The organism is Neorhizobium sp. PAMB6630 (assembly GCF_058242775.1).
In genome coordinates this window covers 2,025,965-2,052,120 of the sequence record NZ_CM177836.1, presented here as the reverse complement: position 1 = coordinate 2,052,120, position 26,156 = coordinate 2,025,965, and the positions used below count along the sequence as shown (strand labels likewise).

Genomic DNA, 26,156 nt, shown 5'->3' with positions numbered 1-26,156 from the left:
TCCATGAAGGTCCTGTCCCAGAATACCGCGTTTGGCGGCATGCAGGGTGTGTTCCAGCACCAGTCGGAAGCCTGCAACAGCGAGATGACATTTGCCGTCTTTGTGCCGCCACAGGCCATCGCTGAAAAACGCCCGGTGCTGTGGTATCTCTCCGGGCTCACCTGCACGCACCAGAACGTCATGGACAAGGGCGAATACCGCCGCATGGCAGCCGAACTGGGCCTGATTATCGTCTGCCCGGATACGAGCCCGCGTGGCGATGATGTCGCCGACGAGATGACCAACTGGCAGATGGGCAAGGGCGCCGGCTTTTATCTGGATGCGACCCAAAAGCCTTGGAGCGATCACTACCGCATGTATTCCTATGTGACGGAAGAACTGCCGGCGCTGATTGCTGAAAACTTTCGCGTCGACATGGATCGCCAGGGCATTTTCGGCCATTCCATGGGCGGCCATGGCGCCATGACGATTGCCTTGAAGAATCCTGAGCGTTTCAAGAGCTGCTCGGCCTTTGCGCCGATCGTCGCGCCCTCGACGGCCGACTGGTCGGCACCGGCATTTGAAAAATATCTCGGCAGTGATCGTGCCTTGTGGCGGGCCTATGATGCCTGCGCGCTGGTGGAAGACGGCGCACGCTTTCCCGAATTCCTCATCGACCAGGGCAAGGCCGACAGCTTTCTCGACAACGGCCTTCGTCCCTGGCTGTTTGAAGAGGCGGTGAAGGACACCGATATCGGCCTGACGCTGCGCCTGCACGAGCGCTACGACCACTCCTATTATTTCATCTCCACCTTCATGGATGATCATCTGCGCTGGCACGCCGAGCGGCTTTCGTAAGCCGTATACAACATCGATGCCTTGAACCGGAGGGCAGTCGCCCCAAATAAAGGCTGGGGCGGACGACCGCCCGGGCCGAATTCGGCGCCATCTGATCTTGCGGGGACGACCTCGCTCTTTTGACAAAAGGAGCGTCATCATGCCCTGGATCTATCTTCTGCTGGCTGGTCTTCTGGAATGTGGCTGGGCCATCGGGCTCAAATATACAGACGGTTTCAGCCGGCTCGTCCCCTCTCTCCTCACCATCACCTGTATGGCGGTCAGCATCGGCCTTCTCGGCCTTGCCATCCGCGACCTGCCTGTCGGCACCGCCTATGCGATCTGGACGGGGATCGGCACGGTGGGGGCCGTTGCGCTTGGCATCGTCATCTTCGGCGATCCCGCAAACGTGGCGCGGCTATCTTGTATCGGTGTGATCATCGCCGGCATTGTCGGGTTGAAACTCACCAGCTGAACTGAAAAAGCCCCCTGCAGCTTTCAGCGACAGGGGGCTTTTATGTGTGGCATGCGAACGCTGATCAGGCCTTCTGGCGATTGTCCACCGACCAGGCGCCGGCGCCTGAGAAGACGAAATACAGGAACACGAAGCAGTAAAGCACGGCGGCATCGCCACCGTTGAGGCTCGGGAAGAAGCTTTTTGGGAAATGTGCCATGAAATAGGCAACGGCCATCATGCCGGAGAGGATGAAGGCGACCGGGCGCGTCAGGAAGCCGATGGCAAACAGGGCGCCGCCCACCAGTTCCAGAATGCCGGCCACCAGCATCAACGGCGGCAACGGCCCTTCCATCTGGGCAGCGGGGAAGGCGAAAAGCTTCATTGTGCCATGCGCCATGTAAAGCAGGCCGGTCATGATGCGCAGTACGGCAAGCGCCTGCGGCTGGTAGGTGTTAAGACGGTCAGACATGGAAAACCCCACTCCAATAAGAATTAAGAACAGCGCAGCCTTACCGCTGCACTGCAGCAATTCGAAATCAACTGAGTTCCCGTTTCATCACATCCTATTGATCCGGCATTGAAATTCAGAAAGTCGCAAGCAAGGTGCGGGTTCATTCCTGGCCTTCAGGGGAAAAGTGCCGTGGCAAGCGTGGAAGGGGTGTTGTCATCAAGGCTGAATTCCCGGGCAATGCGGGTTGCGATGCGCGCCGCCAGAAGTGTGTCGCCTGCATCCTCGTCAAAGGCAAATGCAGTAACGGCAAATGTGCCGGTCGCGATTCTTTCGCCACTGCCGACCGCGGTTGCCTCCACCATCACCTTTGCCCGGTAGCGTGCGCCGACAAACAGCGGCAAACGCCCGGCATCGATGATGCGGATCGTCAACACGGCGCGCGGCATGGACGTCTGGCGGAACGTGGCGCGGATCGAATCGTCCACGAGACGGTCGATATCGGCAACCAGCCGGCGCGAAATATCGGCACGGGCACTGACGAAAGCGCCCCTCACGTCATAGAGCAGATTCTGTTGCCCCTGCTCTTCCACGGCCGCCATGCGAAAGCCGCCGAGCATCAGCCAGGCTAAGCCCAAGACAGTCAGACGGAATAAAATCGCGCGCATGGATCACCGGGAGAAACTTTTCCCGATCATCGGTGAACAGGGTTAGCAAGCGGTTAAACCGCCGGCTGCAATGCTTCGAATGTGGACGCAGCCGCCTGCATTTCGCGGTAGCGCTTGGCGCGGCGCAGTTCTGCATCCGCATCCGCTCCCCAGTGCTCGTTTGTCCAGTCTTCTTCCAGATGCGCAAGCCGCCAAGCGTCTTCCACGGTGACCACGCCATGCGCGAATGCAAGGGCAAGCAGCGCCGAACCGGTGAGCGTGGTGATCGTGTGCAGTGCTGCCAGTTCCAGCGCCGTATCGTGGCGGCGAAGTGCTGCGGCCAGTGCCGCCACCGCTTCCGCCGGCTGTTCGGCCGGCATCACGCCTTCGATCAGAATGAAGCGGGCGCCAAGGGTCTGGGCTGCCCATTCCAGCACCGGATCCCAGTCCCTCGCCTGTCGCTCCACCAGTTCGGTTGGGGTCTCGGCGCGGTAACACAACATGTCGCTGGTTGAAAACTTCAGGATGTCTTCAAACACCGGCTGGCGATCTGGCGCTATGCCATCGATGGCGGTGTTGGCAAGCCGTGTCACCGGCATGCTGACCGGGTCGATCACCTCGACCTGCACCGACCATTCGGCGCAGATGATGTCTGCAAGCGCTCTTGTCGACAGGGCTAGCATGTTCTTGGCCGGTGTCTTTACCGGGCGCCCGTCGAGCAGGATCGAATGCCCCCCCTCGCTGTCGCCGACCGTCGCCTTTTCATAAAAGCGCTTCGGCAGCGGGCGATGCATCTGGATCTGCGCGCGGCGCGTCGGATCGGGGTGGCTGAGGCCCTCGTGGCCCTCGGATAAGTCGAACAGGTCGCGCATGGTCGTTTAAAACATTCCTCAGCCGATATGGCTCAAAAGCTCGCTTGGATGGTGGACGATGGCATCGGCGCCGGCCGCATTCAAAAGGTCGACGGAGGCATAACCCCAGGACACGCCGACCGCTTTTGCGCCGGCAGCCTTTGCCATCTGCATATCGTAAATGGCATCGCCGATGACAAGGGTGTCGGCTGGCGCTATCCCGAACGCGTCGCAGCACTCGGTCACCATGGCCGGATGCGGCTTGGAGGGGCAATCATCGGCGGTGCGGCCGATGCGGAACCACTTTCGGAAATCATGGGTGTCGAGGATGAGATCGAGCCCCCGGCGCGACTTGCCGGTGACAGCCCCGATCAGCAGGTCCTCGCGCGGGCCGATTTCGTCCATCAACGCGCGGATGCCGGGAAACAGCGGCTCTTCGAAACCCGCCTCGGCCCGCGTCGCCTGAAAGATCGACTTGTAATAGGCCATCATCTTGACGGCTTCGTCGTCCGCATGGGGTTTGCCCTGAATGCGGGCAATGGCAATGTCGAGGGTGAGGCCGATGATGGCCTTGGTCTCGGCAAGCTGCGGCTGCGCATAACCGAAATGCACAAACGTCCGGCACATCACTTCGTGAATGAGGCGGGCGCTATCGACCAACGTGCCGTCGCAATCAAAAAGAACAAGCTTCATGTTCAGTCCTCATGCCCGATGCCATCGGACTGATTGAGCCCCAGCAGGTTCCAGGTCTGCACCATATGCGCCGACAAAGGCGCGGTGACGCGCAGACGTCCGCCCGTCGGGTGGGGAATGTCGATATGGCGGGCATGCAGGTGCAGCCGCTTCTGCACGCCGCCTGGAAAGTCCCAGTTATGATCGTCGTCGAAATATTTCGGATCGCCGATGATCGGATGGCCGATATGCAGTGCATGGACGCGCAGCTGGTGTGTGCGGCCCGTATAGGGCTCCATTTCCAGCCAGGCGAGGTTCTGGGCCGCCGTATCCACGACGCGGTAATAGGATACTGCGTGATCGGCGCCGTCTTCGCCATGGCGTGCGATGCGCATCCGGTCGCCATCCGGCGTCTGTTCCTTGACGAGCCAGGTGGAGATCTTGTCCTCGTGCTTGCGCGGCACGCCCTTGACCAGCGCCCAATAGGTCTTCTTGGTGTCACGCTCGCGAAACGCTGCCGTCAGCTTCTGCGCCGCGCCACGCGTGCGGGCAATCACCAGCACGCCTGATGTGTCACGGTCCAGCCGGTGGACGAGGCGCGGCTTTTCGCCCTTGGGGCTGGTGAAGGCTTCCAGCATCTGGTCGATATGGCGCGCAACGCCGGAACCGCCCTGCACGGCAAGGCCGGCCGGCTTGTTCAAAACGATGACCTTGTCATCCTCATGAATGATCATACGCGACAACAGTTCGAAATCGCTGGAATGTTTCAGGTCCTTGCCGGCGATAGGGCCGGTTTTCTTGGCGTCCACATCCATTGGCGGCACGCGCACCACCTGGCCCGGCTGCACGCGGGCGTCCGATTTCACCCGGCCGCCATCGACGCGCACCTGTCCGGACCGCAACAGTTTCTGGAGCGGGCCAAAGCCCAGCCCGGGGTAATGCACCTTGAACCAACGGTCGAGGCGCATGCCAGCTTCATCCGCTTCGACGCTGATATGCTCGATGCCTGCCATTTCAAATCTTTCATTCTGGAATGGGCTCATGGCCCTTTGATCTGAGCCTTTAGATGATTTCAGCCCGGAAGGGAAAGAGAAATGGCAGGAAAGGCCGGCGAAGCCCGCCAAGGTGCGGATCAGAGGACAGCCCGGCCAAATGCAAGCCCGCCAAAGGTGGCCAGCAAGGAGATGACGACACTTGCCAGCACATAGGAAAGAGCGGCAGCCGTCGCACCCCGCTCAATGAGGGCCATCGTATCGAGCGAGAAGGAGGAAAAGGTGGTGAAGCCGCCGAGGAAACCGACAACGATCAGCAAGCGCATTTCCATCGAAGCATTCAGCTTGCGGGCCACAAGTTCGGTCAGGAACCCGATGGCGAAGGAGCCCACGACATTGACGGTGAGCGTGCCCCACGGAAAGGCCGGCCCGGCCAGGCGAGTCACGATAACACCGGTCAGAAAGCGGAAGACGGAGCCAACCGCTCCACCGACTGCGACAATCAAAATCTGGATCAGCAAAGCGTCAGTTCCCGAAAAAATCAACGATCGTTAAAACTTGAAGGGATTGGTTAAAGCGGAACAAAAGCAATCTGCCTATCGTTTCCTGTTTAAGGAGATCAATGGTGAAATGACTCAGGTGGTATCAGTATCGGCGATTACGGCATCCTACGCAATGGATGCCGTACGGCCTGCGCGGCGCGTGGCCACCGCCGATCAGGTTAAAGACCAGCGCGTCGTGACCGAAAAGGAACAACGCCGGGTGGATGGCACCGACCCCGCCGATATCTCGGGCATCATTCCTGCCGTGCCTCTGGCCTTCGATGTCACCACCAGCCAGCAGCAGAGGCAGCACACAAGCCTGAAACAGGCCCGCGACGCCTACGAGGAAATCTGATTTTTCCTGAAGGCGGAGGGAGTCGCGCGCCGCGGGCTCGCCGCTTCACGCCGGCCGGCCGATCTGTGGATTTCAATTCCATGACATTGTTCTTTTCGCAGCGCGACAGATTTCATGCCTGCAACGACATTTGCCTCTTGCCAACAGGGGGGGCTGCCTCATAATGAGCGCATCCCGCTGGGAGAAACCGCTTCAATGCGGCGCCGAAGGAGCAACCGCCCCGGAAACTCTCAGGCAAAAGGACCAGCGGGACGGGACAGGACTCTGGAGAGAAGCCTTTTAGACGCGAAAAGGCTCGCCGAAGGGATAACAATCTCAGGCGCGAAGGACAGAGGGGGCTCATGAACGGCGTGGAACACGCCACACACTGAGCACCCGTGCGAAAACTTTTTGCACAGACCTGGAGGTTTTCTTGACCGTTACCGGCCCTCTCCTTTCCACCCCACTTCACGCTCTTCATCTCTCGCTCGGCGCCCGTATGGTGCCGTTTGCCGGTTATGACATGCCGGTGCAATATCCCGCCGGCGTGATGAAGGAGCACCTCCACACCCGCGCCAAGGCCGGCCTGTTCGATGTCTCCCACATGGGCCAGGTCATCGTGAAAGCCGCATCCGGCACGTTTGAGGATGCAGCACTTGCGCTCGAAAAGCTGGTGCCGGTCGATATTCTCCGCCTGAAACCCGGCCGCCAGCGTTATGGTTTTTTCACGGACGAGGCCGGCGGCATTCTGGACGACCTGATGCTTGCCAATCGTGGCGATCATCTTTTCGTTGTCGTTAATGCTGCCTGCAAGGGCGCCGATATCGCCCATATGCAGGCGCATCTTGAGGGCTGTTCGGTCACGCCGCTCGAAGACCGGGCGCTGATTGCCCTGCAGGGGCCGGCCGCCGAAAGCGTTCTTGCCTCGCTCAATGCCGATGTGGCTGCGATGAAGTTCATGGACGTGCGCGACGTGACGCTGGCTGGTGCTGACTGCATCGTTTCGCGCTCCGGTTATTCCGGCGAAGACGGCTTTGAAATCTCGGTGCCCTCTGACAAGGCCGAGGAACTGGCACGCGCGCTCCTCGCACATCCAGATTGCGAGGCCATCGGCCTTGGCGCGCGAGATTCTCTGCGGCTCGAGGCCGGTCTCTGCCTTTATGGCAATGACATCGACACCACCACGAGCCCTATCGAAGCTTCGCTCGAATGGGCGATTCAGAAAGCACGCCGCACCGGTGGCGAACGCGAAGGCGGTTTTCCAGGCGCCGAGCGGATTTTGCGCGAACTCACCAATGGAACCCTTCGCCGCCGCGTCGGCCTGAAGCCCGAGGGCAAGGCGCCGGTGCGCGCCCATGCACGGCTGTTTTCCGATGCCGAGGGAACGCGGGATATCGGCGAAGTGACATCAGGCACGTTTGGGCCTTCGGTCGAGGGTCCGGTTGCCATGGGTTATGTGCCAGCCGCGCAGGCCGCACCCGGTACGCAGATCTTTGCCGAAGTGCGCGGCAAGTACCTGCCCGTCACGGTTTCCGCCCTGCCCTTCATCACGCCGACCTACAAGCGGTAGTTTTAAATGCTGGCCGGCAGGCCAGAGGGGCGAGCTTGCTCCCTTCGTCAAACAATGTCCAAAATCCCTTCCAGAGAGGACCAAAATCATGCTGAAATTCACCGCTGAACACGAATGGCTGAAACTCGACGGCGATGTCGCAACCGTTGGCATCACGCAGCACGCTGCAGACCAGCTCGGCGATCTCGTGTTCGTTGAACTGCCCGAGGTTGGCGCCACGTTCGAGAAGAACGGCGAAGCGGCCACCGTCGAAAGCGTCAAGGCAGCGTCTGACGTCTATTGTCCGCTGTCGGGCGAGATCGTCGAGATCAACGAGGCCATCACGTCGGATCCGTCGCTGGTCAATTCCGATCCGCAGGGCAAGGGCTGGTTCTTCAAGTTGAAGCTTGCCAATGTCGCTGACGCCGACGACCTCATGGACGAGGCTGCCTACAAGGAGCTTGTCGGCTGATGTCTGACACACGCGATTTCCATTTCACCGATTACCAGCCCTATGATTTTGCCAATCGTCGGCATATCGGCCCCTCGCCGTCCGAAATGAAGGACATGCTGAAGGTCGTTGGTTATCCGAGCCTTGATGCGCTGATCGATGCGACCGTGCCCTCCACCATCCGCCAGCGCGAGCCGCTCGCCTGGGGGGCGGCGCTCACCGAACGCGAAGCGCTCGACCGGCTGCGCGAGACCGCCAACAAGAACCAGCCGCTGACATCGCTGATCGGCCAAGGTTATTACGGCACCATCACGCCGCCGGTCATCCAGCGCAACATTCTGGAAAACCCCGCGTGGTACACGGCCTATACGCCCTACCAGCCGGAGATTTCGCAAGGCCGCCTCGAGGCACTCCTAAACTTCCAGACGATGATCTGCGATCTGACAGGCCTTGATGTGGCAAACGCCTCGCTTCTCGATGAAGCAACGGCTGCCGCCGAAGCCATGGCGCTCTGCCAGCGTCAGGCGAAATCCAAGGCGACCGCCTTTTTCGTTGATGCGAGCTGCCATCCGCAGACCATCGCCCTCATCGAAACGCGCGCGGCCCCGCTCGGCTGGACCGTCATCATCGGCAATCCGTTTACCGATCTCGATCCGGTCGACGTGTTTGGCGCGATCTTCCAGTATCCGGGCACCCATGGTCATGCGCATGACTTTTCCGGCCTCATCGCCCGCCTGCACCAGACGGGTGCGGTGGCAGCCGTTGCCGCAGACCTTTTGGCGCTGACGCTTCTGAAGTCGCCCGGCGAAATGGGTGCCGATATCGCCATTGGTTCGTCGCAGCGCTTTGGCGTGCCGATGGGCTATGGTGGGCCGCATGCGGCCTTCATGGCGGTGAAGGATGCACACAAGCGCTCCATGCCCGGCCGTCTCGTCGGTGTATCCGTGGATGCACGTGGCAACCGCGCCTATCGCCTGTCGCTGCAGACCCGCGAACAGCATATCCGCCGCGAAAAGGCGACGTCGAACATCTGCACCGCGCAGGTTCTGCTTGCCGTCATGGCCTCCATGTACGGCGTCTTCCATGGCCCGGAAGGCCTGAAGGCGATTGCCCAGCAGGTTCACAAAAAGGCCGTGCTGATGACCAAGGGCCTGGAAAGGCTTGGGTATACGGTGGAACAGGAAAGCTTCTTCGACACGATCACGGTCGAAGTTGGCCATATGCAGGGCCTCATCCTGCGTGCTGCCGTTGCCGAAGGCGTCAACCTGCGCAAGATCGGAACCACGAAGATCGGCATGTCGCTCGATGAGCGCACGCGTCCGGTGACGCTCGAAGCCGTCTGGCGGGCTTTCGGCGGCAATTTCGAAGTGTCGGATTTCGAGGCTGATTACCGCCTGCCGACCGATCTGCTGCGCACCTCGCCCTACATGACGCACCCGATCTTCCACATGAACCGCGCCGAAAGTGAGATGACCCGTTATATCCGCCGGCTCTCGGATCGGGATCTCGCGCTTGACCGGGCGATGATCCCGCTCGGTTCCTGCACGATGAAGCTCAATGCCACCGCGGAAATGTTGCCGATCACCTGGCCGGAATTTGCCGACATGCATCCCTTCTGCCCCGCCGATCAGGCGCTCGGCTATAAGGAAATGATCGAGGATCTCTCGGCAAAGCTTTGTGAGATCACCGGTTATGATGCAATTTCCATGCAGCCGAACTCGGGCGCGCAGGGCGAATACGCAGGCCTTCTGACCATCCGCAACTACCATATTGCGGAAGGCAACGCCCACCGTGACGTCTGCCTCATCCCGACCTCAGCCCACGGCACCAATCCGGCATCCGCCCAGATGGTCGGCATGAAGGTGGTGCCGGTGAAGGCCAAGGAGAACGGCGACGTCGATCTCGACGATTTCCGCGCCAAGGCGGAACTGCACTCGGCAAACCTTGCCGCCTGCATGGTCACCTACCCCTCGACGCACGGCGTGTTTGAGGAAACCGTCAGCGAGATCTGCGCGATCACCCATCAGCATGGTGGCCAGGTCTATCTCGATGGTGCCAACATGAACGCCATGGTGGGGCTGTCGCGGCCGGGCGATATCGGCTCCGACGTTTCCCACCTCAACCTGCACAAGACCTTCTGCATTCCCCACGGCGGCGGTGGTCCCGGCATGGGCCCGATCGGCGTCAAGGCGCATCTCGCCGCCCACCTGCCCGGCCATGTGGCAACGGATGGTCGCGATGGGGCTGTGTCGGCGGCACCTTTCGGTTCACCGTCGATCCTGCCGATCTCCTGGTCCTATTGCCTGATGATGGGTGGCGAAGGCCTGACGCAGGCAACGAAGGTGGCGATCCTCAATGCCAACTATATCGCCGCCCGGCTGACCGGCGCTTATGACGTGCTCTACAAGTCTGCTGCCGGCCGTGTGGCGCATGAATGCATCATCGACACCCGTCCGCTGGCCGCCTCTGCTGGCGTGACCGTAGATGACGTGGCAAAGCGCCTTGTCGATTGCGGTTTCCACGCCCCGACCATGAGCTGGCCCGTTGCCGGCACGCTGATGATCGAGCCGACGGAATCGGAAACCAAGGCCGAGATCGACCGCTTCTGCGATGCAATGCTCGCCATCCGCGAGGAAGCCCGCGCCATCGAAGAAGGCAGGATGGACCGCAACAACAACCCGCTGAAGAACGCCCCGCACACGGTGGAAGATCTGGTTGGCGAGTGGGACCGTCCCTATTCGCGCGAACAGGCCTGTTTCCCGCCCGGTTCGTTCCGCGTCGACAAATACTGGTCGCCGGTCAACCGCATCGACAATGTCTATGGCGACCGCAATCTGGTCTGCACCTGCCCGCCGATGGAAGATTATGCGGAAGCGGCTGAATAACCGGCAAGTTTTCCGATAACGCGCATAAAAAAATCCCCGGCTCAACACCGGGGATTTTTGCATGTCAGCCAAAGGTTGGATGTGATTAACGGCACTGCTGACGTGGGCCGCTCAGCGGCTGGTAGGTGTTGTCATAGGCGCGGTACGAGCGGTATTTGCTGGCGCAGTATTGTTCGTGCGAGCCACTGACGGTGCGGTTGCCCTGCTGCGACGCGATGATGCCACCGATGACTGCACCTGCCGCCAGACCACCGATGATGGCGCCGGCATTGTTATGGTGACGGCGGTCGCGATCACGGTAGTCGCGGCGGTCGCTGCGATAATCCCGGCGATCCCAGCGGTGGCCGCGGTCACGATCCCAGCGACCGGACCCATTGCCCCAGCGCGGGTTAAGCTCCGGGCAGTTGGTCATATTGTTGCACCCAACGGTCTGCACTGTCGCTTCAGGCGCGGATGTCGTCATCTGACCCATCGGGCGCGCCACGAATGCGGGCGCGGCCATGGCCGGCAGGCTGGTCAGGGCTGTTGCCAGCGATACGACGGCAATCATCAGTTTATTCATTACGTTCGTCCAAACATATCCAGAGGTGCCGGTTAACGCACGCCGCCGCTTAAGGTTCCCGGGCGTCTTTACCGCAGGGCACCAGGCTTGCTTTCGGCCGGTATCCCCGGCTAAGCGGGGCAGAGCAATATATGCCGTCTGCCGCAAGCGATTTCGGCCTTCAGGGTCCTGTCAGCTTCGCGCCCTATCCGATGCGTATGGTCAACCCACGGAGAACCCTCATGGCCCTTTCCCTGCGCCTTTCGACACTTGTTGCCCTCTCGCTCACCCTCTCCACAGAGGCCTTTGCCGCCAGCACCATCATGGTCAAGGAGGATGGCGAAGCCGGCGGCCCAATGACCATCAGCCTCGACCACACGACAGTTCCGGCCGGCGAGGTGACGTTCATGGTTCACAACGACGCGATGAGCGAAGAACACGAAATGGTTCTCGTCAAGCTCAAGTCGGCTGACGAGACCGTCCCTGTTAACGCTGCCAAGCACCGTGTCGATGAAAGCAAGCTGAAGAGCCTCGGCGAAATCGCCGATCTGAAGGCCGGCAAGGATGGACAGCTGAAGGTGAAGCTCGCGGCCGGAAATTACCTTCTCCTCTGCAATATCAATGGACATTATGAAGCCGGAATGAAAGCAAAGCTCACCGTTACACCATAATATTTTATGTATAATGGCATCTATAATTTAGAATATGATGCAAATCTTCTTGTCGGCAAAAATACACGTCATACGAGTCCACATCGGCAAAAAAGGCCTTAAGTTATTAGTTTATCATAATAAGATAAATACCCAGGGTTGCTTTTCGTCAGTATTTTTCTGATAATATCAATGGCGGATTTCCTATGGCGAGATTATGACATGATCTCGCTTTGGAGATTTACATGCGGATTTCACGGCATCAGGATATTACCCAGGCATTGACTGACGTCCACCCCAGGCTCGTATCCGTTGTAGAGCGGGCTATGGAGATCTGCGTCATCGAATTTCGCGTCCATGACGGATTACGAACACTGGAAGAGCAGAAGGAATATGTCAGGTGCGGCGTTGCCCAAACCCTGACCAGCCTGCATCTCAGACAGACGGATACGGGGTTTGCCCACGCCGTCGACCTCGCCCCCTTTATCAACGGCAAGGTTCGCTTCGAACGCATACCCCTCTACCATGTCGCTGCCGCCATGCATCACGCCAGCCAGGAACTCGCGGTGCCGCTTGTCTGGGGCGGCGTGTGGGACCGCACATTGACCCAGCTTCCCGGCAATGCGGCAGATCTGGAAGACGAGGTGATCGCCTATACGGCACGGCGTCGCCAGGCGGGCAAGAAAGTGTCCATAGACGCCCATCACTACCAGCTGGACGGGCGTAACCGCCAATCCTTCGTGGAGTTCAACATGTGGCGCTGACGGCGGGATAGTAGACAGGCGTCAGCGCCTGCCGGCCCGCCGCATCGCCTGCCGGCTTAAACGTTTCGCTTTAAGCGAAGCCTAACGGCTGAGGTTCTCTGAAAACTCAGCCGACAAAGGCCCGTTCGATGACGAATTCGGCTGGCTTGTTATTGGCGCCTTCGGTCAGCCCTGCCTTTTCCAGCAGGTCCTTGGTGTCCTTCAGCATGGCTGTGGAGCCGCAGATCATGCCGCGGTCGATGACGGGATCAAGCGGCGGCACGCCAAGATCTGTGTAGAGCTTGCCGCTTTCCATGAGGTCGGTGATACGGCCCTGGTAGGGATAGGCTTCGCGCGTCACCGTCGGATAATGCTTCAGCTTGGTGCCGACGATTTCCGCCAGGAACTCGTGGTTACGGATCTCTTCCATCAGATCAAAACCGTATTTCAGCTCGGCGATTTCGCGGCAGGTATGGGTGAGGATGACTTCCTCGAATTTTTCATAGGTTTCGGGATCGCGGATGAGGCTGGCAAAGGGCGCGATGCCGGTGCCGGTCGAAAACATGTAGAGACGTTTGCCGGGGGTGAGCGCATCCAGAACCAGCGTGCCCGTCGGCTTCTTGCGCATCAACACGGTGTCGCCCGGCTTGATCTTCTGCAGGTGCGAGGTCAGCGGCCCATCCGGCACCTTGATCGAGAAGAATTCCAGTTCCTCGTCCCAGGACGGACTTGCGATCGAATAGGCACGGTAGATCGGCTTGTCGCCGACCATCAGGCCGATCATGGCAAACTCGCCGGAGCGGAAGCGATAACCGGCCGGGCGCGTCATGCGAAAGCGGAACAGATGGTCCGTATAATGCTCTACCGCCAGAACCGTTTCGGCATAGACGCCATCGGGAATCTTGATCTCTGGCTTTGCGGCAAACTCTTCGGTCTTGGCGGGAGCATTCATACCGGTCGTCTCGTCCTGTTGTCGTTTCATCTCGCAGACGCGAAATATACCATGCCTTGGCGCATTTGAAGAGATGCACGTTCATATGCCGCGCCTGGCGTGAAAAATATGTGCGGCAAAGTCAGCTTTACACCCATCCGCGGTTTTCCCGCAGATGGGGTGCCACCATCAGGCGGAGCGGCGGCGCCAGCTATAGGCTTCGCCAGCCTTCGCCGTGCGCGCTGTTGGCTGGTAATGCACATCGATACCAGGCAGGCGGTTTTCGCCGAGCCGCTTCAGGGCCGTGGCGTTGGTGACGGAAAAGCTGTCAAAGCCGCAGCGCAGCATCAGCGGCACATGGTCGATCAGAACGTCGCCCACGGCGCGCAACTCGTTCTTGTAGGCCAGCCGTTCACGCAGCAATGAGGCATGGCTGAAGCCACGGCCATCGCTGAATGCCGGAAATTCGACCGCTACCAGTTCCAGCCGATAAAGATAAGGTTCTAGCCGGCGCACATCGTCCGCGGGCTTGATCAGAACGCCGAAGCCGACTTCGTTGCTGGCATCGGCCTCTTCGATCAGCCGGTCGAGCGACAGCAGCGGCCGCTGGTCACCTTCCGCCTTCACCTCCTCGGTTTCGATGATCCAGGGATCGTTCTCGACAAAGCCGGTTTCTTTCCAGATGCGTGTCATCGGTGTCTTCCCCTCGCCCGTCATGCCGCTGCTGCCGTCTGGCCGTAGAGCGCGTCCTTGAACGGCTGCGGCCCGACGCGACGATAGGCATCGAGAAAAATCTCATCCTTTGACAGGCGAAGCCCGAGATAGGTGTCGACGATCTTTTCCACCGCGTCCGTCACTTTGTCCGGCTCAAAACCGCGCCCGATGATCTCGCCAATCGAGGTGTGTTCATCGCCGGACCCGCCAAGCGTGATCTGGTACAGTTCGGCACCCTTCTTCTCGACACCGAGAAGCCCGATATGGCCGATATGGTGATGGCCACAGGCATTGATACAGCCCGATATCTTGATCTTCAGTTCGCCGATTTCCGCCTGCCGCTCGGCCGAGCCGAAGCGGGTGGAAATGGCCTGCGCCACCGGGATGGAGCGCGCATTGGCGAGCGCGCAATAGTCCAAGCCGGGACAGACGATCATGTCGGTGATCAGGCCGGCATTGGCGGTCGCCAGCCCTTGCGCCACCAGCGCCCGGTAGACGGGTTCGAGATCGGCCAGCGCCACATGCGGCAGGATGACGTTCTGCTCGTGGCTGATGCGGATTTCGTCGAAGCCATAGTCCTCGGCGATCTCGGCAATCGCCTCCATCTGCACATCGGTGGCGTCACCGGGAATGCCGCCGATCGGCTTTAGCGAGATCGTCACCATACCGTAATCGGGGTGCTTGTGCGGCTGCACGTTCTGATCCACCCAGCGGGCGAAATTGGCGTCTGCCTTTTTCCAGCCGGCAAGCTGCGCCCAGCCTTCGGACCGTTCACCGAGCGGCGGCGGTGCAAAATAGGTGGTAATCGCCTGAATGTCGGCCTCTGGCAGCGTCAGTTCAGCGCCCTGCAGATGGGCAAATTCCTCATCCACCTGACGTGCCAGTTCTTCGGCACCCGTCTCGTGAACGAGGATCTTGATACGGGCCTTGTATTTGTTGTCGCGCCGGCCGTGCAGGTTGTACACGCGCATGATGGCTGTCGTGTAGGACAGAAGATCCTCTTCCGGCAGGAAATCGCGGATCTTCTTTGCCACCATCGGCGTGCGGCCCTGCCCGCCGCCGACATAAACTGCAAAACCAATCTTTCCGTCCTCGTTCTTTTTGAGGTGCAGGCCGATGTCGTGCACCTGGATGGCGGCGCGGTCGCGCTCGGCACCGGTCACGGCAATCTTGAACTTGCGCGGCAGGTAGGAAAATTCCGGATGGACAGACGACCACTGGCGAAGGATTTCCGCGTAAGGGCGCGGATCGGCCACTTCGTCTGCGGCGGCGCCAGCAAAATGATCGGCCGTGACGTTGCGAATGCAATTGCCTGACGTTTGCAGCGCGTGCATTTCGACGGAAGCAAGTTCGGCAAGGATGTCAGGCGTATCGGACAGCTTTGGCCAGTTGTACTGGATGTTCTGGCGCGTGGTGAAATGGCCGTAACCACGGTCATATTTGCGCGCGATATGGGCGAGCATCCGCATCTGGCGACTGTTCAGCGTGCCATAGGGAATGGCAACCCGCAGCATGTAGGCATGCAATTGCAGATAAACGCCGTTCATCAGGCGCAGCGGCTTGAAGGCATCCTCGGCCAGTTCGCCGGACAGGCGGCGCGTCACCTGGTCGCGGAACTGTTCCACGCGGGACGATACAAAGGCGTGGTCGAACTCGTCGTAACGATACATGATATCCTCAGGCTGCGATAAAGGCCGGGTCGGCGGGGGCAAAGCCGGCGGCATAGTCCATGGTGGGGCCTGCGGCGCGGATACGCTCGCGCAGGCGAAGCGGGCGAAGCGTGCCGTTCACCTCTTCCACTTCGACGATATTGACGTCGACGACGAGGTTGGCCGAAAAGTCACGCTTGCCGATGGCTTCGAGGGAGGTAACGGCCTCCGCGTGGCGGGCAACAAGCGCATCCTGCAGGCGCTCGTTCCAAGCGCCGCCTGCATCCAGCCACACGGCAATGCCATCGGTCAGGCGATTGGCGGTCAACACCTTGTCTGTCATGTCTCCATTCCCATCGTCGTGCCCGGCCCCGTAATGGGCGGACCGGTTCTCTAATGCGTGTGCCTGTATTATGACAGAGCGCAAATGGGGTTAGAAGAAACGCAAATCCGCAACCGCTGCCGGTGGAGTATTTCTGTTCCGGCATTGAGCACAACGGGGAAAAATAAGCCTGTAGTGCGTCCACAGCCACGATCCACACTGCAATGCAGCAAGACGTTGAAAAGGCTTTGCCCGCATCTGCCTCGCCGGTTTAAGATAACCCATCTCTTGCGCTCCACTCATGAAGGACCAGCATCCGTGACCGGACATCCCCTCGCCTCGAGACTTCTCGATGTCATCGAAAACGATATCATTCCGCTCACCGCCCGCGGCGTCGAAACCGGCAACAAGCTGTTCGGTGCGGCAATCCTGCGCAAGTCCGATCTGTCGCTGGTGATTGCCGAGACCAATAACGAGTTGGAAAACCCGCTCTGGCACGGGGAAGTCCATACGCTGAAGCGGTTTTACGAGATGGGTGAAAAGCCGGATACGCGCGACCTGATCTTTCTTTCCACCCACGAACCCTGCACCATGTGCATGTCGGCGATCACCTGGGCGGGATTTGATAATTTCTATTATTTCTTCAGCCATGAGGATTCGCGCGATGCCTTTGCCATTCCGCATGACCTGAAAATCCTCAAGGAAGTGTTTGACCTGGAACCGGGCGGTTATCGCCGCAAAAACGCCTTCTGGAATGCCTTTGCCATTTCGGATCTGGTGGAAAGCGCCGACGGTGCGGAACGGCAGCGTATGCGTGACAAGGTGGCTGCCCTGAAGGCCCGCTATGACGAACTCTCCGCGATCTACCAGGAGAGCAAGAACGGCAACAGTATCCCGCTCAACTGACACATACCTCTAAGATTACCGTAAAGGATGCCTGCCCTATGCAGCCCTCACGCGACATTTCGCGCCTGATCGACCTCATGTCCGCGCTTCGCGATCGCCAGACCGGCTGCCCCTGGGATGTCGAGCAGACATTCGAGACGATCAAGCCCTATACGATCGAGGAAGCCTATGAGGTGGCCGATGCCATCGAGCGCAATGACATGGAGGACCTGAAGGACGAGCTGGGCGACCTGCTGTTCCAGGTGGTTTTTCACGCGCAGATGGCCGCCGAGGCTGGCGAGTTTGAATTCGGTGATGTGGTTGAGGCGGTGATGACCAAGATGATCCGCCGCCATCCACATGTCTTTGCCCGCTCTGATGTCGCGACACCGGATGCGGTCAAGGTGCAGTGGGATGAGATCAAGGCGGCGGAAAAGCGTGAAAGAGCAGACCGTCGCGCCCGGCGCGGCCTGACGGACGATGCCAAGGCAGGTTTTCTCGGCAGCGTCCAGCGCAGCCAGCCAGCATTGACCGAAGCGTTGAAACTGCAGGAGCGTGCCGCAAAAGTCGGTTTCGACTGGTCCGAAGCCGAACCGATCCTTGACAAGATCGAGGAGGAAATTGGTGAGTTGCGCGAGGCGCTGCAAAGCGGCAAGCCGCACAAGGTGAAGGACGAGCTGGGCGATCTCATCTTTGCGCTCGTCAATATCGGTCGTCACGTAAAAGCCGATCCGGAGCAGGCCCTGCGCGGCACCAACATCAAATTCCGCAGGCGCTTCAGCTATATCGAAACGTCACTTCAGGAACTGGGTGTGACGCTGGAAGCGGCTACGCTGGAGGAGATGGAAGCCTTGTGGCAGGCGGCAAAGGCTGGGGAGTGAAGGCCGCGAAGGCACGGTAATACTTCGGTACACCGAGCCTGCAGGCATCATGTTTCTGGAAGATCGATCTTTCGGCCACGATGAAACAGTCGGATGATTGTCACCGTGCCGTCGCGCACTTGAAAGGCAATCGTGGCTTGTCGACGAGGACCGACGGTGCGAAGCCCCTTTCGCTCTGTGCGCTCTTGGCCCCGTTTCGGGAAGGTCGCGAACCCGAGGCAATAGGCATAAATTTCTGCGACGTATCGCGTTGCGTCAGCGTCACCGGCGCGTGGCAACAGATAATCATAGAGTTCCGCAAAATCCGTCACCGCCTCAGGCGCGAATTTTACTACATAGGTCACTTGATGAGTGGCTTGCTGGATTGCGAAGAGCCGCGGCGCGCATCTATATGTGCCTTTATCTGCCGCCATGCTTGCGCGTCATCAACTGCGCGGGATGGATTTGCAGCCAGACGATCGACCGTTGGAAGGGCTGTCTCATTGATCCAGTCCTCGATCCCCTCGCTCTCGGCCGCAAGCGATCGAAGACTTTCGGTGATGACCTCTTGTTCAGAAGCGTACTCTCCGGACCTCACCTTCAAGTCCACCATCTCGGCCAGATCCGGCGGCAGTGTAATGGTCAAGGCGTGGTTCGCTTTCATAGGAGCCTTCCTCTTCTCAAGGGAATATGACACCATATTGCCGTGAAATAGGCAAGATTTTCGGTACGCTGGCAAACCGCTGTCCGTGTGTCATCAGGCAGCCCCTCAGGCGAGAAACTGGCGAACCTGGTCCTACCGCTCCCACTCTTCCTTTTCCGGCGCCATCAGCACGCCGAGCTTGCGCTCCAGTGCCTGGGCCTGCTCTCCCGAAAGCCTGAGATCGAAGGCAACCGAGCCGTCCTCGCGGTCCTCGCGACCATCGACCAGCGCGTTATCGTAGACCCAGGAGACCAGCGACAGCTTTTGCGGCGGAACGACGATCGTCACTTCGGTCAGCACGCCTGAGAGGCGGTGCGAAATCTCGTCCATGAGAGCATCGACGCCCTCGCCGGTGACGGCCGAGACCGCCATGACGTTTTCGCGCCCGGCAGCCTTTTCGGTGATGGCGTCATGAGCTTCCGGCTCAAGGCGGTCGACCTTGTTCCACACTTCGATGATATGGGCGTCCCGTTCCTTCTCATCGATCCCGAGGTCGGCGAGAATACGCAGCACGTCGCCAGCCTGGGCGCCATTGTCAGGGTCGGACATATCGCGCACGTGAAGGACTAGATCGGCCTCCAGCACTTCTTCCAGCGTCGCCCGGAAGGCGGCGACCAGGTGCGTCGGCAGGTCTGAAATAAAGCCAACGGTGTCGGAGAGGATGACGGTGCGGCCATGCGGCAGCTTCATGCGGCGAAGCGTCGGGTCGAGCGTCGCAAACAGCATGTCTTCGGCGAGAACACCCGCACCGGTGATGCGGTTGAACAGCGTCGACTTGCCGGCATTGGTATAACCGACAAGCGCCACGATCGGATGCGGCACCTTGCGGCGCTTGGCGCGGTGCAGCTGGCGCGTGCGCACCACCTGTTCAAGCTCCTTCTCAAGCTTGACGATGCGGTCCTGCAGCATGCGCCGGTCGGCCTCGATCTGGGTTTCACCCGGGCCACCCATGAAGCCTGCGCCACCGCGCTGACGTTCAAGGTGGGTCCAGCTGCGCACCAGACGGCCCTTCTGGTAGTTGAGATGCGCCAGATCCACCTGCAGCGTGCCTTCCTTGGTGGAGGCGCGGCGGCCGAAAATTTCAAGGATCAGACCGGTGCGGTCGATGACCTTGGCATTCCAGTGTTTTTCGAGATTGCGCTGCTGCACCGGCGTCAGCGGATGATCGACAATGATGAGACCGGCATCATGTTCATCGAGAAGCGCGCCGATTTCCTCGATCTTGCCGGTGCCGATGAGGGTTGCCGGACGCGGCTGGGCGACCGGGATGATCAGACCTTGCACAATCGTCAGATCGATCGCGCGTGCAAGGCCAATCGCCTCTTCCAGCCGGCTCTCGTCGGTGCGCCGCGGCGCAAAGCTGGATGCATCGCCCGGCAGTGTGCGCGTGCCCTTGTTCTGTTTCAGAACCGGCACCAGCACGACGGCGCGCATATCATCGCGCCGCTTTTCCATTTCCGGCACGAGGGATTCGTTGGATGTATCGCGCGTCGTGGTAATGGTGATCGTCCTTCAGTGACAGGCAGCACACGCTGCGTTCTTAAATGCCGAATTGAGCGATGTGGGACCCTGAAGCGTCGTGACGTGCTTTTCAAGAGTGCGGGCACCGTTCAAGGCGCGCATGGGCTCCCTGAAGGCATCCTGCCGTTCAACCGATGACGCCGTGGCACGAGGGTAAGGGCACGGGCAAGCATCAATGGCATCGCAGCCCGCTCGTGCCACAGATGGTGCGAGCGGAACCGCAATTCAACCGGCAATCATGGAAATTGCCTCTGGGGGTATGTTCAGGCCGCGCTCTCTTCGCTTTCGAACATCTGCATCGGCTGGCCCGGCATGATGGTCGAAATTGCATGCTTGTAGACGAGCTGCGAATGCCCGTCCCGGCGCAGCAACACGCAGAAATTGTCGAAGGACGTCACAACGCCCGTCAACTTGACGCCGTTGATGAGAAAGATGGTGAGAGAGATTTTCTGCTTCCGGACCGTGTTGAGAAACAGATCCTGAAGATTTTGAGAACGTTCCGCCATAGCGCCGCTTCTTTCTTTCTTGCCGGCTTGAGCGCCGGGATATTGATCACGCGTGAGAAAACAGTGGCAAACCCTCTCCTGCCTCCGCAATCCGCATGATTGGTTATCAAATCGCCGTCTTTTCCGCAACGCCGAATACACGACGGCGGTGAGATGGAAAAACGCCGCCACAACCCCTAATACGGCGCGCTCAAAGCCCTTTGCGGAGGGAATAAGCGGATGCCCTCACCTGGATTGCGCCCGCGAAGAAACACGGGGCTGGAGGTGCGCGCGTCACGGCAGCGTGGCGATGCGAATCGCAACCGCCTTGGCTTGCGGCAAATGCGGGTGTCGTGTTTAAAAATACTGGATCGACACGCGAAACAGTTGCTCGACATCCTTCACGGCCTTTGAGGTTGCAAACAGCACGACGCGATCCCGGGCGCGGATGCGGGTGTCGCCGCTCGGGCGCAGCACCGTGCCGTTGCGCATGATCGCACCGATACGGATGCCCGCCGGCAGGTCGAGATCGCGGAAGGGGCGGCCAACGAGCGGCGAGGTTTCCAGCGCTTCGGCCTCGATCACCTCGGCGGCGCCGTTCTGCACCGCATAAACGGAGCGGATACGTCCCTTTCGCACGTGCTGGAGAACACGGGAAATGGTCACGGCGCGCGGATTGATCAGCGAATCAATATTGAGGGAAGCACTGACATCGCCGAGAGACGACGAATTGACCAGTACGAGATTGGATTTGCAGCCCAGCGCCTTGGCCATCACGGCGCTTAAGATATTGACCTGGTCGCTGTTGGTGAGCGTCACGATCAGATCGGCATCCTGGATATCGGCCTGCTGGAGAATGTTCTGGTCGAGTGCCGAGCCATGCAGCACGATCGTGTGGCGCAGGTGCTCGGAGACGGCAACGGCGCGGTCCCGGTCGCTCTCGATGATCTTGATGCGTGTCTTCGGCTGCATTTCCTCGATGCGGCGGGCAACATATTGGCCGATATTTCCGCCACCGGCGATAATGATGCGGCCGGCTTCCTTTTCCTCGTGGCCGAACAGGCCGAGCGTGCGCCGCGTGTGGTCGCGCTGGCAGATGACATAGGCGAGATCGCCCGCCTGCAGCTGGTCGGCCGAGCGGGGAACGAACAGCCGGCCCTGGCGGTGGATGCCGACGACGGTGGCGACAAGATCGGGAAACAGCTGGCTCAACTGTTCGAGCGGCGTGCTGATGACCGGGCAGTCTTCCATACATTCGATGGCAACCATGGCGATATGGTCTTCGGCGAACCGCGCAACGTCGGTGGCTCCCGGAAACGAGATGCGCCGCAACACCATCTTGCCGACTTCGATTTCCGGCGAAATCGTCACGTCGATCGACATGTTCTTGCTGCTGAACAGATCGGCATATTCCGGCAGTAGGTAGCTTTGAGCGCGGATGCGGGCAATTTTCGTGGGCACGCTGAACAGCGCATGCGCCACCTCGCAGGCCACGATGTTCACTTCGTCATAGAGGGTGACGGCGATGATCATGTCCGCCTGCTCTGCGCCGGCCTTGGCCAGGACGTCCGGATGGGCGCCGTGGCCGACATAACCGCGCACATCCAGCGTCTCGGTAATCGCATTGATCAGCGTTGCCGAAGTGTCGATGACGGACACTTCGTTATCCTCTTGCGACAGCCGTTCCGCGATGCCGTAGCCAACCTGGCCCGCGCCGCAAATAATTACCTTCATGACGTCCCCTCAACCCCCGGCGCTTTCAGTCGCAATAGCACATTAAACGCCGAGTGATTTCAACTTGCGATGGAGCGCCGAGCGTTCCATGCCGACGAATTCGGCGGTGCGGGAAATATTGCCGCCGAACCGGTTGATCTGCGCCACCAGATAATCGCGCTCGAACATTTCGCGTGCTTCGCGAAGCGGCAGTGTCATGATGTGGTGATCGCCCTTGCCGGACATCTTTGGCAGCATGTCGCCGAGATCGGTCGGCAGCATATCGGCGGAAATCGGCGTGTCGGGCCCATCGGTGCGGGCCAGAATCATCAGCCGCTCGATATTGTTGCGCAACTGGCGCAAATTGCCCGGCCAGTCATGGGCCTGCAGCACCGCCATGGCATCGTCACCGATCTTGCGCGGACGAATGCCGGCCTGTTCGGAAATCTGGCGCATGAAGCCATCGACAAGGAAGGGAATATCCTCGCGACGCTCGGCAAGGGCCGGCACCTTGACCGGAACGACAGCAAGCCGGTGATACAGATCCTCGCGGAATATTCCCTCACCGATCAGGCTTTCGAGATTGTAGGCGGTGGAGGAGATGATGCGCACATCGACCTTGACCCGCTTGTTGCCGCCGACGCGCTCGAACTGCTGGTCGACCAGCACGCGCAGGATCTTGTTTTGCGTCTCGCGCGGCATTTCTCCCACTTCGTCGAGGTAGAGAATGCCGCGATGGGCCTCTTCCAGCGCGCCGATCTTGCGCGGCTGGCCAGGCCCGCCTTCAGAGCCGAACAGCGCCATTTCCATGCGCTCGGGCGTGATCGTTGCGGCATTCAGCGCCACAAAGGGCCCGGCGGCACGCGACGAGCGACGGTGGATCATGCGGGCCACCAGTTCCTTGCCGGAACCGGAAGGTCCAAGGATCATGATGCGGCTGTTGGTCGGCGAAACCTTCTCGATGGTCTGGCGCAGCTGCGAGATTGCAACGGAGGTGCCGACCAGTTCTCCGGCGTCGCCGGTGCGCTTCTTCAGTTCCGTCACCTCGCGGCGCAGTTTTGAGTTTTCCAGCGCCCGCTCGGCAATCAGGATCAGCCGGTCGGCCTTGAACGGCTTTTCGATAAAATCGAAAGCGCCGCGCTTGATGGCGGAAACCGCTGTCTCGACATTGCCGTGGCCGGAAATCATCACCACCGGCAGGTCCGGATGGCGTGCCTTTATCTCGTCCAGCAAGGCCAGTCCGTCGAGCTTGCTGCCCTGCATCCAGATGTCGAGGAAGACGAGGCGGGGTACGCGGTCGGAGATGGCAGCCAGCGCGCTGTCGCTGTCATGGGCAACGCGCGTCTCATGGCCTTCGTCGGAGAGAATGCCGGACACGATATCACGGATGTCGGCTTCGTCATCCACGACCAGAATATCAGACGCCATAGGACACTTCCTTTTCATTGTCTGTTTCGGGGGCTGCTGCCGCCTGGGGATGCGGCAGGATCACCCGGATCATGGCGCCTTTGCCATGATCGAAATCGGCCGGCGCATCGTGCAATTCGAGCTGCCCGCCATGTTCCTCGATGATTTTCTTGACGATCGCGAGCCCAAGGCCGGTGCCTTTTTCGCGCATCGTCATATAGGGTTCCAGGATCCGGTGACGGTTTTCCACCGGAAGCCCCTTGCCATTGTCGATCACATCAACCTTGAATTCATCGCGGCTGGCATCGAAGGCGGCGCGCACCAGCACGCGGCGACCGTCGCGTTCTTCCTCGCTTGGCACGGCTTCAATCGATTCGACGGCGTTCTTGATGAGATTGCCAAATGCCTGTCCCAGCATGCGCGCATCAAACAGGCCTTCGAGCGGCGCATCGCCCAGTTCCCGCTGGAACCTGACATGGCTCGTGCCCATTTCGCGCAGAAAGATCGCGTCGCGCACGATGTCGCGAAGATCGGCACGTTCCTTGGCGGGTTTTGGCATCCGCGCAAAGGCGGAAAACTCGTCGACCATACGGCCGATATCACCGACCTGGCGTACGATCGTGTCGGTGCACTGGTCAAACACGGCCCGGTCGCTCTCGTCGATCTGCTTGCCGTAGCGGCGCTTCAGGCGCTCGGCCGAGAGCTGGATGGGCGTCAGCGGGTTCTTGATCTCGTGGGCGATGCGGCGGGCAACATCGGCCCAGGCGGTGGAGCGCTGCGCAATCACCAGATCGGTGATGTCGTCGAGCGTGATCACGTAGGATTCGGCGGAATTGCGCTGCTCCTCGCGCGTTACCTGCACCGAAAGCGTGCGCTCCTTGCCGCCGCGCATCAGGTAGACCTCCTTGCGGAAGTCTGCGCGCGCCCGCCCCGTGGCCTCCTTCAGCACCTGATCGATCTCCGGTGCCACGTCCGACAGCGGCTGGCCCAGAAGTTCGGCGGCCGGAAGCGCCAGAACGTCTTCGGCAGACGGATTGACGATGGTGATGCGATTGTCGTCCTCGACGCCGATCACGGCTGCCGTGACGCCGGAAAGCACGGCCTCGATGAACCGTCGGCGGTCGTCCACCTCGTCCTTCGCCACCAGAATTTCGTCGCGTTGACTGCGGATCTGCGAAATCATCTTGTTGAAGGTCCGCGACAGGTTGCCAACGTCACCATCTGCCGAGCGTACCGGCACGACGACGCTCAAATTGCCGGTCGCGACGCTGTCGGCGGCGCTGATCAGCAGGCGGATCGGCCGGACGATGCGGTCGGCAACGGCAATGGCCGTCCAGATGGCGGCGAGAAGCACGATCAGCGCAAAGCCGAGGTAAAGAACCGCAAAGGCCACCTGCAGGCTCATGCGGCCTGCTTCCATCGACTGGTATTCGGCGCGGTTATCCTCCATCAGCCGCATGGCGGCCATGACCTTCGGATCGACCGCGCGGATCGTATAGAGGAAGGCGCCGGAGATCGCATCGAGCCGGATGATGGCGCCGACGAGGTTAGTGACGCCGGGCGGAATGAGCGTCGGCTGGCCGGCCGCAGAGCTTGCCAGGGCATCCTTCGGGATGGCCGGCAGCGGCCGTTCCGTCTTGATGTCGGCCTGGGCGATTGCCGTGCCGTCCTCGCGCACCAGAAAGGCACCGAGCAGGCCGCGCCCGCGCGCCTGGCGCGTCATCAGATCAACGAAGCCGGTGCGGTCGAGATAAAACATGGCGCGGTTGCGCTCGAGATCATTGGCCATCGAGACGGTCTGGCCCTGCAGGTAGCTGGCGTTTTCCAGCATATAGGCCTGGGCGACATCAAGCGACGACTGCACGATCGACTGGGTGCGCAGCGAAAACCAGCGGTCGAGCCCGACATTCAGCGTGATACTGGCAAAGATCGCGACGAGAACGGCAGGTGTAATCGCCACGAAGGAAAACAGCACGACGATGCGCACATGCAGCCTTGCGGCCGCCCTGCCCCGCCGCCGGGCCTTCAAAAGCCGGCCAACCTCGCGGGCAATCAGATACATCAGGCCGAGCACGAACAATGCGTTGAGAACGGCAGAGGCAATAACGACATTGGTCGTCGGCGCAATCGGCGTCAGTCCAAGCAGCACGAACAGGGTGAACATCGCACAGGACAGCGCACCGCCAGCCAGCAGCAGGCCGGGCAGCGCAAACGAGGCCCTGCGGTCCTGCACCAACGTCGCCGGATCGTCTCCGGCGTCGGTTGCCAAGCCATCTGTCATTCCGAAATCCACTTCTAACCTCGCGGGAACGCGAGGCGCATGCATGTGACCCAAGGTCTCCGCGACGGCGAACACATGTTCGCCCCCGAGAGGCTTATGCCAAGGCG

General features: G+C 60.2%; 28 protein-coding genes and 1 riboswitch. Of the genes, 10 read left to right on the top strand and 18 right to left on the bottom strand.

All coding sequences use genetic code 11. The features are described 5' to 3' along the window. The first annotated feature begins 3 nt into the window (after positions 1 to 3). Positions 4 to 837 carry an S-formylglutathione hydrolase gene (gene fghA, locus AC4CWF_RS09675; RefSeq protein WP_491281479.1) on the top strand — a complete coding sequence of 278 codons (834 nt, stop codon included), beginning with the start codon at positions 4 to 6 and terminating at the stop codon, positions 835 to 837. 139 nt (positions 838 to 976) lie between these two features. After that, on the top strand, positions 977 to 1,291 hold the full coding sequence (gene sugE, locus AC4CWF_RS09670) for a quaternary ammonium compound efflux SMR transporter SugE (RefSeq protein ID WP_491281478.1): 315 nt from the start codon (positions 977 to 979) through the stop codon (positions 1,289 to 1,291). A gap of 64 nt (positions 1,292 to 1,355) precedes the next feature. On the opposite strand, the gene AC4CWF_RS09665 is transcribed toward sugE, so the two are convergent. The 6 genes from AC4CWF_RS09665 to crcB all read right to left on the bottom strand — a co-directional run bounded on the left by AC4CWF_RS09665 (position 1,356) and on the right by crcB (position 5,401). Further along, the gene (locus tag AC4CWF_RS09665) at positions 1,356 to 1,742 is read right to left on the bottom strand and encodes a DoxX family protein (RefSeq protein ID WP_491281477.1); all 387 of its coding nucleotides are present in this window, start codon (positions 1,740 to 1,742) and stop codon (positions 1,356 to 1,358) included. 155 nt (positions 1,743 to 1,897) lie between these two features. Beyond that, on the bottom strand, positions 1,898 to 2,389 hold the full coding sequence (locus tag AC4CWF_RS09660; RefSeq protein ID WP_491281476.1) for a hypothetical protein: 492 nt from the start codon (positions 2,387 to 2,389) through the stop codon (positions 1,898 to 1,900). 53 nt (positions 2,390 to 2,442) lie between these two features. After that, the gene (locus tag AC4CWF_RS09655; RefSeq protein WP_491281475.1) at positions 2,443 to 3,240 is read right to left on the bottom strand and encodes an ATP12 family chaperone protein; all 798 of its coding nucleotides are present in this window, start codon (positions 3,238 to 3,240) and stop codon (positions 2,443 to 2,445) included. Positions 3,241 to 3,258: 18 nt separating this feature from the next. Beyond that, a complete protein-coding gene (locus AC4CWF_RS09650; protein ID WP_491281474.1) occupies positions 3,259 to 3,912 on the bottom strand; it encodes an HAD-IA family hydrolase in 654 nt (217 codons plus the stop codon). A 2-nt stretch (positions 3,913 to 3,914) separates the two neighbouring features. Further along, on the bottom strand, positions 3,915 to 4,904 hold the full coding sequence (locus tag AC4CWF_RS09645; RefSeq protein WP_491281473.1) for an RluA family pseudouridine synthase: 990 nt from the start codon (positions 4,902 to 4,904) through the stop codon (positions 3,915 to 3,917). A 119-nt stretch (positions 4,905 to 5,023) separates the two neighbouring features. Further along, the gene (gene crcB, locus AC4CWF_RS09640; protein WP_491285332.1) at positions 5,024 to 5,401 is read right to left on the bottom strand and encodes a fluoride efflux transporter CrcB; all 378 of its coding nucleotides are present in this window, start codon (positions 5,399 to 5,401) and stop codon (positions 5,024 to 5,026) included. A gap of 40 nt (positions 5,402 to 5,441) precedes the next feature. Between crcB and AC4CWF_RS09635 the strand changes: the two genes are divergently transcribed. The 4 genes from AC4CWF_RS09635 (at position 5,442) to gcvP (ending at position 10,644) form a co-directional block, all read left to right on the top strand. Next, entirely contained in the window at positions 5,442 to 5,780 is a 339-nt protein-coding gene (locus AC4CWF_RS09635; RefSeq protein WP_491281472.1) for a hypothetical protein, read from the top strand. Between the two features lie 168 nt (positions 5,781 to 5,948). Further along, positions 5,949 to 6,036, top strand: a riboswitch (glycine riboswitch). 156 nt (positions 6,037 to 6,192) lie between these two features. Beyond that, complete coding sequence (gcvT, locus tag AC4CWF_RS09630) at positions 6,193 to 7,329, top strand: glycine cleavage system aminomethyltransferase GcvT (protein WP_491281471.1); 1,137 nt, start codon at positions 6,193 to 6,195, stop codon at positions 7,327 to 7,329. A gap of 88 nt (positions 7,330 to 7,417) precedes the next feature. Continuing rightward, the gene (gene gcvH, locus AC4CWF_RS09625) at positions 7,418 to 7,780 is read left to right on the top strand and encodes a glycine cleavage system protein GcvH (protein WP_491281470.1); all 363 of its coding nucleotides are present in this window, start codon (positions 7,418 to 7,420) and stop codon (positions 7,778 to 7,780) included. Beyond that, positions 7,780 to 10,644, top strand: a complete 2,865-nt coding sequence (gcvP, locus tag AC4CWF_RS09620) for an aminomethyl-transferring glycine dehydrogenase (protein WP_491281469.1) — start codon at positions 7,780 to 7,782, stop codon at positions 10,642 to 10,644. The genes gcvH and gcvP overlap by 1 nt, the downstream gene beginning before the upstream one ends. 85 nt (positions 10,645 to 10,729) lie before the next feature. On the opposite strand, the gene AC4CWF_RS09615 is transcribed toward gcvP, so the two are convergent. Next, complete coding sequence (locus tag AC4CWF_RS09615) at positions 10,730 to 11,206, bottom strand: BA14K family protein (RefSeq protein WP_491281468.1); 477 nt, start codon at positions 11,204 to 11,206, stop codon at positions 10,730 to 10,732. 221 nt (positions 11,207 to 11,427) lie between these two features. Between AC4CWF_RS09615 and AC4CWF_RS09610 the strand changes: the two genes are divergently transcribed. Further along, on the top strand, positions 11,428 to 11,856 hold the full coding sequence (locus AC4CWF_RS09610; protein WP_491281467.1) for a plastocyanin/azurin family copper-binding protein: 429 nt from the start codon (positions 11,428 to 11,430) through the stop codon (positions 11,854 to 11,856). A gap of 224 nt (positions 11,857 to 12,080) precedes the next feature. Further along, positions 12,081 to 12,599 carry a M15 family metallopeptidase domain-containing protein gene (locus tag AC4CWF_RS09605; RefSeq protein ID WP_491281466.1) on the top strand — a complete coding sequence of 173 codons (519 nt, stop codon included), beginning with the start codon at positions 12,081 to 12,083 and terminating at the stop codon, positions 12,597 to 12,599. A 106-nt stretch (positions 12,600 to 12,705) separates the two neighbouring features. Here the strand turns inward: AC4CWF_RS09605 and AC4CWF_RS09600 are convergent, their stop codons facing one another. The 4 genes from AC4CWF_RS09600 to AC4CWF_RS09585 all read right to left on the bottom strand — a co-directional run bounded on the left by AC4CWF_RS09600 (position 12,706) and on the right by AC4CWF_RS09585 (position 16,215). Further along, the gene (locus AC4CWF_RS09600) at positions 12,706 to 13,530 is read right to left on the bottom strand and encodes a ferredoxin--NADP reductase (protein WP_491285330.1); all 825 of its coding nucleotides are present in this window, start codon (positions 13,528 to 13,530) and stop codon (positions 12,706 to 12,708) included. 168 nt (positions 13,531 to 13,698) lie between these two features. Beyond that, complete coding sequence (locus AC4CWF_RS09595) at positions 13,699 to 14,202, bottom strand: DUF934 domain-containing protein (protein ID WP_491281465.1); 504 nt, start codon at positions 14,200 to 14,202, stop codon at positions 13,699 to 13,701. Between the two features lie 20 nt (positions 14,203 to 14,222). Then, positions 14,223 to 15,893, bottom strand: coding sequence for a nitrite/sulfite reductase (locus AC4CWF_RS09590; protein WP_491281464.1), 1,671 nt, complete (start codon positions 15,891 to 15,893; stop codon positions 14,223 to 14,225). A 7-nt stretch (positions 15,894 to 15,900) separates the two neighbouring features. Next, the gene (locus tag AC4CWF_RS09585; protein WP_491281463.1) at positions 15,901 to 16,215 is read right to left on the bottom strand and encodes a DUF2849 domain-containing protein; all 315 of its coding nucleotides are present in this window, start codon (positions 16,213 to 16,215) and stop codon (positions 15,901 to 15,903) included. Between the two features lie 297 nt (positions 16,216 to 16,512). Here AC4CWF_RS09585 and AC4CWF_RS09580 point away from each other — a divergent pair, with 297 nt between their 5' ends. Together AC4CWF_RS09580 and mazG are read left to right on the top strand one after the other, a co-directional pair. After that, positions 16,513 to 17,100: a nucleoside deaminase gene (locus AC4CWF_RS09580; RefSeq protein WP_491281462.1), complete on the top strand. Its 588-nt coding sequence runs from the start codon at positions 16,513 to 16,515 to the stop codon at positions 17,098 to 17,100. Between the two features lie 38 nt (positions 17,101 to 17,138). Beyond that, on the top strand, positions 17,139 to 17,960 hold the full coding sequence (gene mazG / locus AC4CWF_RS09575) for a nucleoside triphosphate pyrophosphohydrolase (protein ID WP_491281461.1): 822 nt from the start codon (positions 17,139 to 17,141) through the stop codon (positions 17,958 to 17,960). A gap of 47 nt (positions 17,961 to 18,007) precedes the next feature. Here the strand turns inward: mazG and AC4CWF_RS09570 are convergent, their stop codons facing one another. The 7 genes from AC4CWF_RS09570 to AC4CWF_RS09540 form a co-directional block, all read right to left on the bottom strand. Further along, positions 18,008 to 18,373 carry a type II toxin-antitoxin system RelE/ParE family toxin gene (locus tag AC4CWF_RS09570; RefSeq protein ID WP_491281460.1) on the bottom strand — a complete coding sequence of 122 codons (366 nt, stop codon included), beginning with the start codon at positions 18,371 to 18,373 and terminating at the stop codon, positions 18,008 to 18,010. Continuing rightward, entirely contained in the window at positions 18,301 to 18,603 is a 303-nt protein-coding gene (locus AC4CWF_RS09565) for a ribbon-helix-helix domain-containing protein (RefSeq protein ID WP_491281459.1), read from the bottom strand. The genes AC4CWF_RS09570 and AC4CWF_RS09565 overlap by 73 nt, the downstream gene beginning before the upstream one ends. Positions 18,604 to 18,735: 132 nt before the next feature. Next, positions 18,736 to 20,076, bottom strand: a complete 1,341-nt coding sequence (hflX, locus tag AC4CWF_RS09560; RefSeq protein WP_491285328.1) for a GTPase HflX — start codon at positions 20,074 to 20,076, stop codon at positions 18,736 to 18,738. 350 nt (positions 20,077 to 20,426) lie between these two features. After that, positions 20,427 to 20,669 carry an RNA chaperone Hfq gene (gene hfq, locus AC4CWF_RS09555; RefSeq protein ID WP_056335505.1) on the bottom strand — a complete coding sequence of 81 codons (243 nt, stop codon included), beginning with the start codon at positions 20,667 to 20,669 and terminating at the stop codon, positions 20,427 to 20,429. 336 nt (positions 20,670 to 21,005) lie between these two features. Continuing rightward, positions 21,006 to 22,382, bottom strand: a complete 1,377-nt coding sequence (gene trkA, locus AC4CWF_RS09550) for a Trk system potassium transporter TrkA (protein ID WP_491281458.1) — start codon at positions 22,380 to 22,382, stop codon at positions 21,006 to 21,008. A 42-nt stretch (positions 22,383 to 22,424) separates the two neighbouring features. Next, on the bottom strand, positions 22,425 to 23,789 hold the full coding sequence (gene ntrX / locus AC4CWF_RS09545; protein ID WP_491281457.1) for a nitrogen assimilation response regulator NtrX: 1,365 nt from the start codon (positions 23,787 to 23,789) through the stop codon (positions 22,425 to 22,427). Next, complete coding sequence (locus AC4CWF_RS09540) at positions 23,779 to 26,049, bottom strand: sensor histidine kinase NtrY-like (protein WP_491281456.1); 2,271 nt, start codon at positions 26,047 to 26,049, stop codon at positions 23,779 to 23,781. Before AC4CWF_RS09540 ends, ntrX begins: the two co-directional genes overlap by 11 nt. Positions 26,050 to 26,156: the final 107 nt, after the last annotated feature.